Below are 14006 nucleotides of genomic sequence, written 5' to 3' on the forward strand. Positions count from 1 at the left end.
TTGTTTAACCTATTGGTACCTTAAATACATAAGAAACTAGTTGCATGGGGTCAAGAACTTTAGCAGACATGGAGATGAAATATTGAAGCATAGCCAAACCAAAAAGGAGAAGATTATGATATCACTTCTCCTTTTTATTAATCAAATAATTTCAGATTGGGTGTTAAACCAAAATTTAGTTCGCTTGGTGTCTCTAAGCCAATACGATGTTCAATCATCAATTCAATAAATTGATTTCCATCTATTAGAATAATACCTCTGCCTTCACTTTTGTTTACAGCCTTGTTAGTATAGCTTGAGGTGGTAACAAAATAAGCTCCACTAGTATGTTTCTGGCTCCAAGCACCAATGAAGTCACGGATGTCCTGTTCACCTACAAGGTTGTTTTCAGAATATCTTTTTATTTGAACCGGAATTTCTCCTTGTTTAAGTGGAGTTCTATAAAGTAGTCCATCTATGCCGCCATCACCACTTTTTTTAGTAATTTCTCCATAAGGTGCTTCGTTAGATTCAATTAAAACCTTTATGACTAAGGATTCAAAATTATAAGCATTCATCTTCATCAATAAAGACTTAATGTATCTTCTTAAATTTATTGAATAATCTTTGTAAGCTTTCATTAAAGAATCCAATGTTTCAATGTGCTTATGTGCAAATGGAGCTTCAGGTGTTGTAAGCTCATCTGTATCTTCCGTAAAAGGTTGCCCCTTCCATATATTATAAAAGTTGGTTTGGGGATTAATTACTAACTGCCTACCGTTATCTGTTAATAGCAACAAGCCGTCATTTATCTCTTTTATTAAGTTTAATTGAAAGGCTTTTTCTAAGATTGGGCTGACTTCATAATCTTCAATCTCTTCATCTAAATCAGATTCAATCCTTTTTATTAGCTGCTCTTTAGTGCATGATGTTATATCGACATTTCTTAAGATCGATTTAAAGACATCAACAACAAAATCATTCATTGTTAACTTTTCCTCTTTCCTCAATACTCTGTCTTACCTGATCCATAGTTAATAAACAATAATTCCAGTGTTCATTACTTTTGGCTACTTTATCTACATTTTCATTTCTGGCTTTAGTAACCAAGTAACTAACTAGAGGCTCGATCATTTCTTCAACTTCCTTTTGGTTAGTTGGATCAAAGCCTTCTAACCATTTATAGTAACCGTCATCGTCTTTTGTTACTAACATTCTAAAGGATCCTATTATGGGATGAACTAATCCTGCAGGCACATCATACTTCATTCCGTTTAATGTGTTTTTTTGACCATCTGAATAAGTTGTAATGTTTCGGAAATTTTTATACATGAACTTCTTGTCCGACTTGGAAAAACCTATATTGGCATAGTTACCTGTACTGGTTGAATCTAGGGCCCCTACCCTGTTGTAAATATCTGGAATATTCTTTTCTGAAAAAGTGTATATAGTAAACAATCCAGGTATTATAGCGGCCATTTTTACATATTCAGAATCACGTTCTTCTTCTGCAGCATTTTCCATTTCTAAAATATATGCTTTAATTATTGGGTCAGCCCCTGAAGCCCACTTCATAGGTGGAACGGAGGGTTTACGACTATATTTAGATTTCGTTGAGTATTTAGGAGTTCTTTCTAGATTGAATAAGTCTAATAAACGAATAATATTTTCAACTGGTAACATTTTAGATCCATCTTCCGTTTTTTCAAATTGTTTATACATAATTCTATCTGCAAATGGAAGGTTTGATAGCAGATCTTTTAAGATATCAAACCCTCCTTGCAAATTCACGATTGATCTTGTAAGCACTTGTGCAGAGGTATTCCTTGCCTCTGCCAAACGTGAAACATCAGTGAAATTTACAGTTATTTCAAATCTTACAAATGCATCGAGAAGTTCTTCATTCTTCCTATAGTCCATAACTGTATTTTTGATGATTTTATAGGTATGGCCTCCATCGATGTTACCTTCATGCTCTTTATCCATAGTTACTTCTAGAACTTCAGGATTGAGTTGAGTTTCATCTTCAAAAATCACATTGCTTAACACTACTACTTTATGAGCAACCAAAACTATTCCTCGGTTCAATAGGTAAAATGCCTGGTTATGAGGTCGTCCGTCTTCAACGATATCGGTGTTTTTTAAGCTTTGCGCTATTCTTCTTGATGGTGTCGTTTTGATATTTTGTTCCCGGGGGTTTTTCTTCATAGGGATTGTAACATCATCTCCTAGTCCTAAGTCCATAACATGAATAAATGCTGAATAAATAAGTGTGTGAGGCCAGTTATTTATATCTGGCATATGATTATGGTTGGAAAGGAATTGTCTTAGATCATGGGGATCAAACATGGTGGTGATTTGATCAGTTCTAACTCTTAGAATGAAATTTTCTTCGTCTTCTTCAAAGCGTTTTAATATCGTAGGCATGATTGCTTCACTCCCTATCTGGATTTAGCTTAATCTTTTTATTATACATCTAATTGTAGAATGAGTTTATAAACTAGTGTCTTCTATTCATTATATCTTATCAAAGTATTTAAGCGTATAGAAGTCTACAATGAAAGCAAGCCCCGAAGTTCGGTTCACTTAAAATCGCGCGGAAAATATTCAGGCTTTGTTTTAAAATTTCTTCCCGGTGAACCACGAATAGTAGCTTTACCTTCCCGCTTCATGGGGACGATTCTCTTGCTTCCAAAATACAAGGACCGTCCCCAGTCAACACCACCAGCACATCGCAACACCTCCACTTTTATCATCTCAGGTCTATAAAGGGTATAATAATGGCAACAACATTGCTTGCGGGATGCAAGGCGCGGAGGTGATCCCTTGTCTAAGTCGGTTTGTATTATTGGTGCGGGTGTGGGCGGATTGACGGCGGCTGCCTATTTGGCGAAAGAAGGGTATAAGGTGACGGTCCTTGAAAAAGCCACGACCGTTGGAGGTTCAGCGGGGTGGTATGTTCGGAAGGGACGAAAGTTTCCCACAGGTGCAACGATTGCGTTTGGCTTAGAGGAAAATGGCTTGTTAAGAACCTTATTGAGGGAACTGGATATCGATCTGCCTGCTGAGGAACTGCTTCATCCAATGGATGTCATTTTGCCGGAAGGGAAGGTTTCGATTGTTAAAAGTCCGGCATTGTGGGCACAGGAACTGAAGGAAGCGTTTCAGCCGAGAAACGGGGATGTGGTAAGGTTCTGGGAGGCTCTTCAACGAATAAGTGATGATGTCCTGGCTGTGACAGAAAGCAGGGTTTCGTTGCCCGTCAGAAAACGATATGATTTGGGAAGCTTGCCCCGTCACGCTGTACAGCATCCAAGATCGATGGCCCGCTTGGCACGATATGCTCTGTATACAGTGGAAGATCTCATGAGGAAGTATCATCTTGACTCGTATGAACCACTGCGTCAACTACTGAACGCCCAGCTTCTTGATGCGGTGCAGACGGATGTGAGGGAGGCAGCCTTGCTTCCATCGAGTCTGGCTCTGACGATTTATCGAAGAGGCAGTTTTTTTATCGAAAACGGTATGGGCCAGCTGGGAAAAGCCCTGGCACACCGAATTAAAGATCTCGGCGGCGAGATTGTGAAAGTGTCTCCGGTTGAAAGCCTTGTCTATGAAAAAAGCAGGAAACAATGGAATGTGGCCAGCCGTAAATGTACGGCTTCCTTCGATTTTGTGATCAACAATTCAGGCATCTCCTTTGGGGAGGGAACGAGATACGAAAACGGGAACGAGTTTTCCTGGGGAGCCTTTCGAGTCGATGCCATTTTGTCTGAAGATGGGTTGAGTGAGTCGTTAAAGGAAATGCCATTGCCTTTCGCTTATCAAATCGTTCCGAGTCTGGATTCTCCCTCTCTTAGGGCAAACACCCATGGACCTGTTTATGTCACCTTCAATCATTCTGTTGACTCGAAAGGTGAATTGGTTGAAGGGGAAGTGATGATGACGGTCTCGCTGCATACTGAATTAGAGAACTGGTCGGGATATACAGAGGATGAGTACAAGCGAATCAAGGAGAGGGTGACAGAAGAGATTCTCGCGGAGATCGGGAAGGTCATTCCGGTAAAAGAGAACCTGCTGTTTGCAGAAGCGGGCACTCCCCTAACATATGAGCGCTATATCGGAAAAAGGGCCGTCGGGGGCTTCCCGCTGACCGTTCGAAATGCCATCACCAAGCCGAAAAGTGTCCGGTCTTCACTGCCCAAGCTATACATTGTCGGTGAACAGGTCTTTCCGGGGCCGGGTACGTTATCTTCGGCTCTTAGCGGTTATTATGCGGCGAGGAGTATTATGAAGGATCATAAGTAAGGGTGTCGTATTTCTCTATTATAGAGAAGGACGACACCTTTTTTGTATTAAAATGGAGGAAAGTCAGCAAATCTCCAAATGGGGAGGAGGACCTCATATTGAAAACCCCTGTACAAAGGGGTTTTTAAATGAACGCGGGTCCGGTTTTCTTCTTTGAGAATCGTTTTCAATCCACTTTTCAACTTTTTCAATCCACATTTTAAAAATACGATCCACTTTCCGGATTTACGTGCGAGATTTTCATTTTTCATGCCACTTTGCTCTGTTTTCAAGCAACTTGTCGAATATAATCTTTAGACGGTGGTTTCAACTTTCCGTCAACAAGCCGTGGGGACAGGTACCACGGTTTTTTATTTGAAAAAAGACCGGAGTGCCTGTCACGAAGTTCATATGTTTGATTATTACGAATTTTCTGTCTCCCAAATAGAGAAACATGCTACTATAAAAGATAGAAAGCCAAAAAAGGGGATGGTCTTATGAGGGGTACCGAGCTGTTTATTAATGACCACTTGCTTGATCTTATATTTGAGAGTGCTTATTACGGGATTGTCATTGTGGATCGCGATGGGATGATCCAATACATAAGCAATAACTATTGCGCGTTTCTAGGGGTAGACCGGGATACGGTGATTGGCGAGCATGTTACGGATGTGATTGAAAACACCAGAATGCATCTTATACCGCGGACAGGGCAAAAGGATATGGCAGATGTGCAGCTACTCAGGGGAGAGTTCGTCATTGCCAATCGCATTCCCATCATCGAAAACAATGAAATCCTTGGGGCGATTGGGACCATCCTTTTCAAGGATCTTGATGATTGGAAGCAAATGAACAGTCATATCAAGGATGTCCTTTCAGAGCTTAATTATTATCGTAATGAATGGGAAGCCGAAAATGGCCTTAAGTATTCCCTGCATGATCTAATCGGACATACACCGGAGGTCACCGAGTTAAAAGAACGTGTGAAACGGGTGGCGAGCGGGGATATTTCCGTACTGCTCAGGGGAGAGAGCGGAACCGGAAAGGAGATTCTGGCCCAGAGTATACATAAACTGAGTGAGCGGAGCGAGAAGCCATTCGTCAAAGTCAATTGCGGTTCGATTCCGGAGCATTTACTCGAATCGGAGCTTTTCGGGTATGAGGAAGGAGCCTTTACGGGGGCGAAAAAAGGGGGGAAGATCGGGAAATTTGAGTTCGCGGCCGGCGGGACGATTTTTCTCGATGAGATCGGGGATATGCCGCAGCATATGCAGGTAAAGCTGCTGCGTGTTCTGCAGGAAAAGGAGTTCGAACCGGTGGGGGCACTACAGCCGAAAAAGATTAATATCCGTGTCATTGCAGCAACGAATCGTCCCTTGGAAAAAATGATCGAAGACAAGCTGTTTCGTGAAGATTTATTTTACCGGATTAATGCAGTGCAGCTGTTCATTCCTCCGCTAAGAGCGAGAAGAGAGGATATCCATTTGCTTGTTGAACATTTTCTTAAAAGAGTAACTGCCCGGATTGGAAAGCGTGTCACATCTGTCAGCCCAGAAGCCCTATCCCTCATTGAACAATATGACTGGCCGGGGAATATAAGGGAGCTTGAGAATGTCATCGATGCAGGTGTCCATCTATCAGACGGTGAAGTAATGGGGATTGAGGCGCTGCCGGATTACTTAAGAAACAGCCAAACCACCAAGATGGAAAAGCGAAGCCTGAAGAGCATCATAGAGGAAACAGAAAAGAAAGCAATTGAGAGAGCGTTAAAGCAGTGCGGTTACGACAAAAATAAGGCTGCTGAGTCGCTTGGAATTGGGAATTCCACGATATACGACAAAATTAAGAAATACGCTATTACAGAGAGTGTTGAATAAATCCGGGAGTTCGGAATCTTTTCCGAGCTCCCGGATTTTTCTTCTCTTTATTCACATACAACGTGTTTAAGGATTTATTTGTACTGGATAATAACTAGAAAATTCAGAAAATTAAAAGCGTATTCTAGGTGTTCGGAAAGAACTTCAGTTTTAGATGCTCCCCAATTCCAGGGAAATCAAGTGAATCCTGGAATTTCTTTTTTGGCACGAATCTTGCAATAGGTATTTGTAAAGGGAAAAAGAAAGGAGGAGAGCATGTAAAAGAAGAAAAAAATTTTCACTCAAAATGTATGCGCTTACAAATAAGAGGAGGGAGTCTATTGGATGTCGGTTATTTTACAAGAAGAATGGCGAACGATTTGAACCCAGGGAACCCTTCCAAAATGGCCATTAAAGAAGAGTCGGGAATGTCGTGGACATACAAGGATCTTCATCGGATATCGAATGGTTATGCAAATAAGCTTCGGGAAATGGGTGTGAGGAAAGGGGATCGCGTTGGGATTCTGCTCTATAACTGCCTGGAATATTTCGGTCTTTATTTCGCTGCTGCCAAGATTGGGGCGATTGCTGTCCGGCTTAATTTTCGGCTTTCAAGCAAGGAGTTTGAATATCTGCTGAACGACTCTGATACAAAAATACTTTGTTTTCATTCAGATTTGGCCAGTGAGCTGGAGCCGGTACGGAGCGGAGTCTCTGTGCAGCGGTATATTTGCCTTCAAAACGAAGACGGGCACATTCCAAATTGGGCTGAGAGTTGGCGGGTTTTAGAAAATGGGCCAACAGACGAACTGAAATCTGAAACGATTAAACTGAACGAACCGGTCATGCTGATGTATACGTCGGGAACCACCGGCAGGCCAAAGGGTGCCATCTGGACTCACGAAACGACCTTTTGGTTCTCATCTATGCAGGCATTAAAGTGGAATTTTAACGGAAATGAGGTCGCGATGACGACCGGACCCCTTTACCATGTGGGTGCCATGGAGGATATCGCCCTGCCCATCCTGATGATGGGCGGAACGGTGATCATCACAAAAAGCCAAGGTTTTGAGATTGGCAGAATCTTGGGAGTGATGGAAAAGGAGCGTGTGAGCGATTGTTTTTTATTCCCCTTCATGATTTATGAAATGCTAAATGATCCGGATATTGGCAGGTATCAGTTGAACGACTTGAAGACGATTTACACAGGTGGAGATCCCCTCATGCCCTGGGCGATAGAAAAATTAAAAAATCATTTTCCGCATATAGGGGTCGTTCAGGTTTACGGGCTGACGGAAGGGACACCGATCGCCGCATCCTTGAACCCAGAGGATGTGTTTACAAAAGGCCATACGGTTGGAAAACCTCTGCCTCTGACTGAGATTCAGATCATTGATGAAAATGGGGATGGGCTCCCTGCAGGGGAGGTCGGGGAGATTGCCATCAAGAGTCCTGCTGTTTCAGCCGGCTATTGGAGAAAGCCTGATGCCACACGGGAAACTTTCGTGAACGGTTTTTGCCGGACAGGGGATTTGGGCCGGTTCGATCAGGATGGCTACCTGACAATTGCAGGCAGGAAGAAAGATATGATCCGAAGCGGAGGCGAGAATATATATGCCGCTGAAATCGAGGATGTACTCTACCGGATTGACGGCATAAGGGAAGTCTCGATTATTGGCGTACCAGATCCTCACTATATCGAAGCGGTTTGCGCCATTGTCGTGAAAAAGGAGGGAGCCCATCTTACAGAACACGAAATTATTGATTACTGTAAAAGTCAGCTTGCCAGCTACAAAAAGCCAAGGAAGGTCATATTCGTTAATGAATTGCCGCGCACACCATCCGGGAAGGTGCAAAAGTTCATTTTAAGAAATCAATACAGCCATAGGTAAGGAGGGTACGAATGAAAAAAATCCAAGTTGTTTCATGGTCAAAACAGCAAGGTATCGCCACGGTCACCATTGATAATCCGCCTGTGAATGTGCTGAGCGCCGAGGTAATTGAACAATTGTCAGCTGCCGTTGATGAAATTGGAAGCGATTCCAGTGTGAAGGTCGTCATTCTGACCGGGGCCGGTGAAAAGGCATTTGTAGCTGGAGGAGATATAAAGGGTTTTCCTGACTGGACTGGCAAAGGGGTGGAACTGGCCAAGCGAAAGTCACTTTGGCTGCAGGAACCGCTCAATAAGATTGAACGGCTGCCCCAGCCTACGATCGCGGCGATTAATGGCTTTGCATTAGGCGGCGGCTGCGAACTTGCTATAAGCTGTGATATTCGGATTGCTGAAGAACAGGTCAAGATCGGCCTTCCTGAAATAAAGCTGGGGTTATTCCCGGGGGCGGGAGGGACGCAGAGACTGCCGAGGCTTATAGGGAAAGCAAGGGCGAAGGAAATGATTTTTACCGGAGAGCCATTGACCGCTGAAGAAGCGAAACAAATTGGTCTGGTCAATCACGTTGTTGCAAAAGGCGGGTCATTGAAAAAAGCAGTTGAGCTTGCCGGAAAAATCAGTCGGTATTCTTCTCCATCCTTGTCTTTTGCCAAACTCTCCATTGATAACGGTTTTGAGCAGCATGTGGATGAAGGGCTTGTTACCGAAGCTGAATATTTCGGGCAGGTCTTTCAAACGAAGGACGTAAAGGAGGGGGTAGAGGCTTTCATCCAAAAACGGGAGCCAAATTTTCTTGACAGGTAATTATTTTAAAAGGAGGAATTGACTTGTTTGGATTATCACCGCTATTGACATTCATGTTATTTGTATTTTGGCCAGGTGCCATTGTGGCAGCAGGAATTTGGGGAGCATTGGCTTTTAAAAATAATGAAGAGGAGGATGTTTCATGATATTAGCCATTGGGATTATTTATTTGCTTGTGATATTGGTAATAGGACTGCTTTCCATGAGGCATCAAAAGGATATGGATACATTTTATACGGGAGGGAGGAGGTTCGGGCCCTGGCTTGTGGCTCTCGCCGTTTCTTCCACCACCATGTCGGGGTACGGGTTCATCGGGCTGACGGGACTCGTTTATGAACATGGCTATGCCATATTTATGATCGGGATCTTTGCAACAGCAGGAATATTTGTCAGCTTTCTAGTTTTGGCGAAGCCGATGAGGCGAATCACACAAAAATTCGGTGCATTGACGATTCCAGATCTTCTGGAAGTCCGGTACAACAGTAAGGCCATTCGTGCGATCACCGCCCTAGCGATATTGGGCGGCGCGATCGGTTATCAGATGGCTCAATACAAAGCGCTGGGGAACATGCTGCAAACTGTTCTTGGTGTGGACTATAAGCTCGCGTTGTTTATCGGTGTTGCCATTTTGACCGTTTACGTGGTCGGCGGCGGCATGATCAGCGCTGTCTGGACGGATTTCATTCAGATGATCGTCATGGTGGTAGGTGCTCTGATCGTCTTTATCGGCGGCATGAAAATGGTCGGCGGTATGTCCCAGCTTAACTCGGAACTTGCGGGCATAAACCCTGATATGGTGCAGGCATTCCATACAACAGGCCCAATCGGCATTTTTGCTTTTATCTCTTATTTCTTCATTTATGTAATCGGCCATCAAGGACAGCCGCATGTTGTTTCAAAGTTCTACATGATCAAAAAACTTTCCATGCTGAAATGGGCGTGCATCATTGCTGCTGGTACATATGGACTCACTGCCCTCTTATGGTTTGTCGGCCTGTACACAAAAGTAATGGTCAATCGCGGGGAAATGGCGGCTCCTGCCTCTCCGGATATGGTGGCACCTATGTTTATCGAAACCTTCTTCCCGCCGGTGATTGCCGGATTAATCTTCGCCGCTGTCATGGCCGCCATCATGTCAACAAGCGAGGCGTTCCTGTTAGTTGCAAGCTCCTCCATCGTCAGGGATATCTATCAACAGATTATCAAAAAAGGAGAAAAGCTTCCGGAAAAGAAAGAATTGTCCCTGTCGAGATGGTTTACATTGGCCATCATCGTTTTGACATTCCTGCTTTCGCTGAATCCGCCGGACCTCGTCGGTTGGCTCGGCAACGCTTCATGGGGCATTTTTGCAGCTTCATTGGTACCGGTATTAAGTATCGGAATCCTTTGGAAGCGAGCCACTAGAGTAGCAGCCATCTGGTCATCGGCCCTTGGATTTGTCTTCAGTATCGGGCTTTATATTTTAAAAGTGAAGGGCGTCTATGTTCCAGCCCTTGACACGGGTGCCATTGCGATGATGATCTCAACCGCGTCCCTGGTCGGAATCTCCCTTATTACCAAACAAGAAGCAAGTCCTATATTCGAAAAAACCTCAAAAGAAAAATCAGCTGGGGAAGACCCGGCCGCAGCGAACTTTTCTTAATTGTTGGTGACAGGTGCTTTTCGCTTTGGAGCGTGAGAAGTGCCTGTCACTTTTTTGTTGGTTTTGAGCCTTGGGAACAGGTACCGTGGTTTTTGTCAATTTTGAAAAAGAGACCGGAGTACCTGGTCCTTTGATGTTCTTCGGCATGCCTCCAAATTTCAATTACCTATAAAAACAAGATAAGCATGGTCGAAGAAGGATATTAGATGTATGTGTAGAATGAAGAATATAGGTATATTAGAGTGGTTCGTGGATTTATGGTGTTTTTTGTTTTTATAAGAAGATTGAAAGATGAGGGGGGACAGGATATGTTTGGGGAAACGTTGCCTGCATGGTTTTGGGCTATTTATTACCTCTTTTTCTTAACAGTATTAGGGGCTTCGATATTTAGCGTTGTAAAAAAGAAGCATAAGGGTATGTCCTGGTTGGCCATTCTATTCACTATTACCATCCCGATGGTCGGCTTTATGAATAGCATTGGCAGGGCACATGAAATGAATGAGTTTGAACATTTGATCAGTCAGCTGCAGGAGGGGGCTGTATGGTCTTACTTTACCGTACTGGGGGATCTATTCCTTGTAACTTGGCTTGGGTTTCTTCTGTTTAATAGGAAGAATAAGAGACAGGTAATATAAATTGAAACGTAACTAGTGGCATCGTTTTAATTGTATGAAGAAGTCCCTAAATGATTAGGGGATTTTTATTTTGGACATAGCAGTTACGACCATATACACATCAAAAAAAGCGAGCTCTATGCTTGCTTTTTAGATGTTTCCTATTCTCTTTTAGAACGATTCCGTCCTGCTGCCTATCCACGATCTTACCCAAACATCCCTTTAATCGATTTAATGACCTTCAGTGCTTCTTTATTCTTTTTATCTATTTTGGTTTCGCCTTTAAGATGCGTGACTTTTTTGGGGGTTGGTTTCTTATTTGGATTCTTGTCCATGTTTTTTCCCTCCTGTCAGGGTTCCATTACTATCCATCTTATTCAGGAGGGGGAAGAAGTATACAACTAAATAATAAAGCAGGATGCATGATTGCTTCCTGCGAATGGTGTTACTTCTATTGGTTGTTGATGAATTGCAGCACCTTTTTATTCAACTGCTGGACATTTCGCGACATTTTACTCGTTGATTTGTCAGAGAGATGGGTCACTCTGGAAGCAGTGGCTGTCACTTTAACCCGCCGGCCGTTTACCGTGATCACTTTGCCTTTTCTTGATTCTTTTTCTTTAGATTGCCCGATCATGTAAAACCCTCCCTTAATGAAGTGGTCTTTCTATCATTATACCACGATTCATTTTAAAGAGAATAGAAGAGATAGATTAAATTGGTGATGTGGATCGCATCTACCTCTAACACATCACCAATTTCCTTTTTCAAGACGATAATGAACTGGTCTGTATTCATAAATACCGGTACAAGCATGCTTTCGTCATCAACAAGGGACACGACAGCTGATTGTGTCAGGCTTTCTACATCCTCTTCCTCACTGTTTAAATCAAAATTGTTTATGGTCTTGATTTGTTCCAATGTCATCCTTATTCCTTCTGTTAAGCGATAGGCTTCGACAAGCATTTGGATTTCATCATCAGCCAGTCCTCCTATCACAGCCGGATCTAGATCATCTACTGAAAACTCTATATCTCGGACCCGGTGAATTTGTACGTCGAATCCAAACTTCTCAGCATACATATCCAGATAGTTTTTTAACTCTTGTTCCGTGTAACTCCTTGAAGGTGAGAGAAGCTCATTGTTTTTCTGAATCATTTCAGACATCGCTTCAACCCGATAGACCATTGCCTTATGAATCTTGTCATTGGTCTTGATGATATCTTCCACATAATCGGTGTATTGAAACTCGGCACTCCAAATTTTCATAATGCTCGGAGTCAGAAGAACGGCTAAATCCATAAAAATCACGATGGCAGTCAGGGTCAAGATAAACTCCCAATTAGACAATTGGATTTCATCCATCAACAAACCGAGGGATATCGCTCCTATAAACAATGTATAAAGGGTTTTCCGCAGCGTTCGAAGAGACAAATGATATTTTAATGGATTAAAGATGAAAAAAACCAAATTCGCCACCGAAAAGACCAACAAAACCACGATGTAAATTTTAAACGCCATATCAACCCTCCATTGGTTATTTCGTTTCCTGTCTAACAATCTATTATTCTAATTTTCAGTAAACTTCCTGTCTATTTTATCTTACCGGAAAGTAGGTAGATGATTCCATTTATTTTTCTTAGGTAGAGTAGGGGCTTACCCCGTGCTTCTTTATTACAGCTGGTATAGGCCCGTCCCGGATTGCGTGAATGCAGTCTGGGACGGGTTTTTTATCTTTTTTGAAAAAAATTTGAATCAGGGTGTCCTTTTCAACGCTCATTCACTATATAGAAAGTGAATATGTAAAAGGAGTGATTTGCGGGACGAGGGGACAGGTTCATTGTACCAGTTGGGTTCAGGGAGGAATGGGTGGTGGAGACAAGTACCTTGTCCCGGTTGGAATGGTCAATTTTATAAAAGATGGGGAGATGATGGTGGTGTTTATGACGAAGACTGCGGTTGAGGCGGGGGATTCTTTTATAGAAGAGAGCAGGAAGCTGTACCGGCTGGTGATCGACATGGTGGGGGCTGTGGAAGTGAGGGAGGATGGGCTGGGGTTCTTGAGCTATAGGGAGATTTGGCGGGCTTACTGTGAGCGGGGGATGTTTTGGTTACATAAAGAGGGGTTTGCGGTGATGATGGATGAGTTGACTTGGATGGAGGAGGAAGGACTTGTTAGGAGGGAGAGGGTTACTGGGGGGAGTTGGTTTGGGATTGGAGGGAGAGTAACTAAAGGATCTAATCTTGCAAGGTATTGTTTACTTGGGTCCATATGCATTGTTTTATTAATAGGTATGAAACCAAATCTGATAAAAGCTGGTGAGTAATAGAGGAAATCCTGTAATAAGTATGGAAGAAGTAACGGAACCATCACATTACTCAGGGCAAGGGAGAGAGACATATGTCTGAAGGAATTGGTACCATTCAGGGAGTGCTTGAGAATTACAAACATGCTGTTAACGAGAGGGATAATGATAAATTTTTAAATGCGTATTCATCTGACGTCCATATTTATGATTGCTGGGGGAGTTGGGAATGCAAAGGGAAAAATGCGTGGAGTGAAAACGTTTTTAACTGGTTTAACGGCTTAAGAGAAGATGGTGATGTACTTAAAGTGGAGATTGATGAAGTAGTGATTGAAGAAAGTACGAGCCTCGCATTTGTTCATTGCTCTGTTACATTTGCTGCTTACAAAGAAGGATCCGATGAGAAACTTCGTCAGATGACCAATCGATTTACATTTGGTTTGAAAAGAGTAAACGGCTCTTGGTTGATTACACATGAACATTCATCTTTACCGATTAATATGGAGGACGGGAAGGGTATGTTTCATTTGAGGTAAGGAGAAAAGGTACGCTGATTAGAATGAGACATGGACATGTCTCATTGGTTTTCGGTGTTTTTTTAACGAACAGACAAGAATGGTGGGGGAT

14 protein-coding genes are annotated in these 14006 nt (G+C 42.8%); 9 read left to right on the plus strand and 5 right to left on the minus strand.

Annotation, left to right across the window (positions count from 1 at the left end; translation table 11 throughout):
• Positions 1-137 precede the first annotated feature (137 nt).
• Together ACUXV2_RS08310 and ACUXV2_RS08315 are read right to left on the minus strand one after the other, a co-directional pair.
• Positions 138-965, minus strand: a complete 828-nt coding sequence (locus ACUXV2_RS08310) for a restriction endonuclease (RefSeq protein ID WP_446246542.1) — start codon at positions 963-965, stop codon at positions 138-140.
• Entirely contained in the window at positions 958-2406 is a 1449-nt protein-coding gene (locus tag ACUXV2_RS08315; protein ID WP_446246543.1) for an AIPR family protein, read from the minus strand. The genes ACUXV2_RS08310 and ACUXV2_RS08315 overlap by 8 nt, the downstream gene beginning before the upstream one ends.
• A 399-nt stretch (positions 2407-2805) precedes the next feature.
• Here ACUXV2_RS08315 and ACUXV2_RS08320 point away from each other — a divergent pair, with 399 nt between their 5' ends.
• From ACUXV2_RS08320 to ACUXV2_RS08350, 7 genes are all read left to right on the plus strand, one after another.
• Entirely contained in the window at positions 2806-4287 is a 1482-nt protein-coding gene (locus ACUXV2_RS08320) for a phytoene desaturase family protein (RefSeq protein ID WP_446246544.1), read from the plus strand.
• A gap of 476 nt (positions 4288-4763) precedes the next feature.
• The gene (locus ACUXV2_RS08325) at positions 4764-6143 is read left to right on the plus strand and encodes a sigma-54 interaction domain-containing protein (protein WP_446246545.1); all 1380 of its coding nucleotides are present in this window, start codon (positions 4764-4766) and stop codon (positions 6141-6143) included.
• A 320-nt stretch (positions 6144-6463) separates the two neighbouring features.
• Positions 6464-8014, plus strand: a complete 1551-nt coding sequence (locus tag ACUXV2_RS08330) for a class I adenylate-forming enzyme family protein (protein ID WP_446246546.1) — start codon at positions 6464-6466, stop codon at positions 8012-8014.
• A gap of 11 nt (positions 8015-8025) precedes the next feature.
• The gene (locus ACUXV2_RS08335) at positions 8026-8817 is read left to right on the plus strand and encodes an enoyl-CoA hydratase (protein ID WP_446246547.1); all 792 of its coding nucleotides are present in this window, start codon (positions 8026-8028) and stop codon (positions 8815-8817) included.
• Between the two features lie 23 nt (positions 8818-8840).
• Positions 8841-8963, plus strand: coding sequence for a hypothetical protein (locus ACUXV2_RS08340; RefSeq protein WP_446246548.1), 123 nt, complete (start codon positions 8841-8843; stop codon positions 8961-8963).
• Positions 8960-10459: a sodium/proline symporter gene (locus tag ACUXV2_RS08345; protein ID WP_446246549.1), complete on the plus strand. Its 1500-nt coding sequence runs from the start codon at positions 8960-8962 to the stop codon at positions 10457-10459. Before ACUXV2_RS08340 ends, ACUXV2_RS08345 begins: the two co-directional genes overlap by 4 nt.
• A gap of 308 nt (positions 10460-10767) precedes the next feature.
• Positions 10768-11094 carry a hypothetical protein gene (locus tag ACUXV2_RS08350; RefSeq protein WP_446246550.1) on the plus strand — a complete coding sequence of 109 codons (327 nt, stop codon included), beginning with the start codon at positions 10768-10770 and terminating at the stop codon, positions 11092-11094.
• Positions 11095-11279: 185 nt separating this feature from the next.
• Here ACUXV2_RS08350 and ACUXV2_RS08355 read toward each other — a convergent pair whose 3' ends face one another.
• From ACUXV2_RS08355 to ACUXV2_RS08365, 3 genes are all read right to left on the minus strand, one after another.
• Positions 11280-11408 carry a hypothetical protein gene (locus tag ACUXV2_RS08355; RefSeq protein WP_286163102.1) on the minus strand — a complete coding sequence of 43 codons (129 nt, stop codon included), beginning with the start codon at positions 11406-11408 and terminating at the stop codon, positions 11280-11282.
• 116 nt (positions 11409-11524) lie between these two features.
• Entirely contained in the window at positions 11525-11710 is a 186-nt protein-coding gene (locus tag ACUXV2_RS08360; RefSeq protein WP_446246551.1) for a hypothetical protein, read from the minus strand.
• Positions 11711-11763: 53 nt separating this feature from the next.
• Entirely contained in the window at positions 11764-12594 is an 831-nt protein-coding gene (locus ACUXV2_RS08365) for a type II toxin-antitoxin system SpoIISA family toxin (protein WP_446246552.1), read from the minus strand.
• Positions 12595-12938: 344 nt separating this feature from the next.
• On the opposite strand from ACUXV2_RS08365, the gene ACUXV2_RS08370 reads away from it, so the two are divergent.
• Together ACUXV2_RS08370 and ACUXV2_RS08375 are read left to right on the plus strand one after the other, a co-directional pair.
• Entirely contained in the window at positions 12939-13400 is a 462-nt protein-coding gene (locus ACUXV2_RS08370; RefSeq protein ID WP_446246553.1) for a hypothetical protein, read from the plus strand.
• Positions 13401-13474: 74 nt separating this feature from the next.
• Positions 13475-13915 (plus strand): YybH family protein, encoded by a 441-nt coding sequence (locus tag ACUXV2_RS08375; protein ID WP_446246554.1) that lies wholly within the window; start codon positions 13475-13477, stop codon positions 13913-13915.
• Positions 13916-14006 lie beyond the last annotated feature (91 nt).

Source organism: Rossellomorea sp. NS-SX7, assembly GCF_052828565.1.

Excerpts from the sequence above, each read along its gene's own strand:
- ACUXV2_RS08310 (WP_446246542.1), bottom strand. The coding sequence starts at position 965 with ATGAATGATTTTGTTGTTGATGTCTTTAAATCGATCTTAAGAAATGTC.
- ACUXV2_RS08315 (WP_446246543.1), bottom strand. The coding sequence starts at position 2,406 with ATGCCTACGATATTAAAACGCTTTGAAGAAGACGAAGAAAATTTCATT.
- ACUXV2_RS08325 (WP_446246545.1), top strand. The coding sequence starts at position 4,764 with ATGAGGGGTACCGAGCTGTTTATTAATGACCACTTGCTTGATCTTATA.
- ACUXV2_RS08335 (WP_446246547.1), top strand. The coding sequence starts at position 8,026 with ATGAAAAAAATCCAAGTTGTTTCATGGTCAAAACAGCAAGGTATCGCC.
- ACUXV2_RS08345 (WP_446246549.1), top strand. The coding sequence starts at position 8,960 with ATGATATTAGCCATTGGGATTATTTATTTGCTTGTGATATTGGTAATA.
- ACUXV2_RS08350 (WP_446246550.1), top strand. The coding sequence starts at position 10,768 with ATGTTTGGGGAAACGTTGCCTGCATGGTTTTGGGCTATTTATTACCTC.
- ACUXV2_RS08355 (WP_286163102.1), bottom strand. The coding sequence starts at position 11,408 with ATGGACAAGAATCCAAATAAGAAACCAACCCCCAAAAAAGTCACGCAT.
- ACUXV2_RS08360 (WP_446246551.1), bottom strand. The coding sequence starts at position 11,710 with ATGATCGGGCAATCTAAAGAAAAAGAATCAAGAAAAGGCAAAGTGATC.
- ACUXV2_RS08365 (WP_446246552.1), bottom strand. The coding sequence starts at position 12,594 with ATGGCGTTTAAAATTTACATCGTGGTTTTGTTGGTCTTTTCGGTGGCG.
- ACUXV2_RS08370 (WP_446246553.1), top strand. The coding sequence starts at position 12,939 with ATGGGTGGTGGAGACAAGTACCTTGTCCCGGTTGGAATGGTCAATTTT.
- ACUXV2_RS08375 (WP_446246554.1), top strand. The coding sequence starts at position 13,475 with ATGTCTGAAGGAATTGGTACCATTCAGGGAGTGCTTGAGAATTACAAA.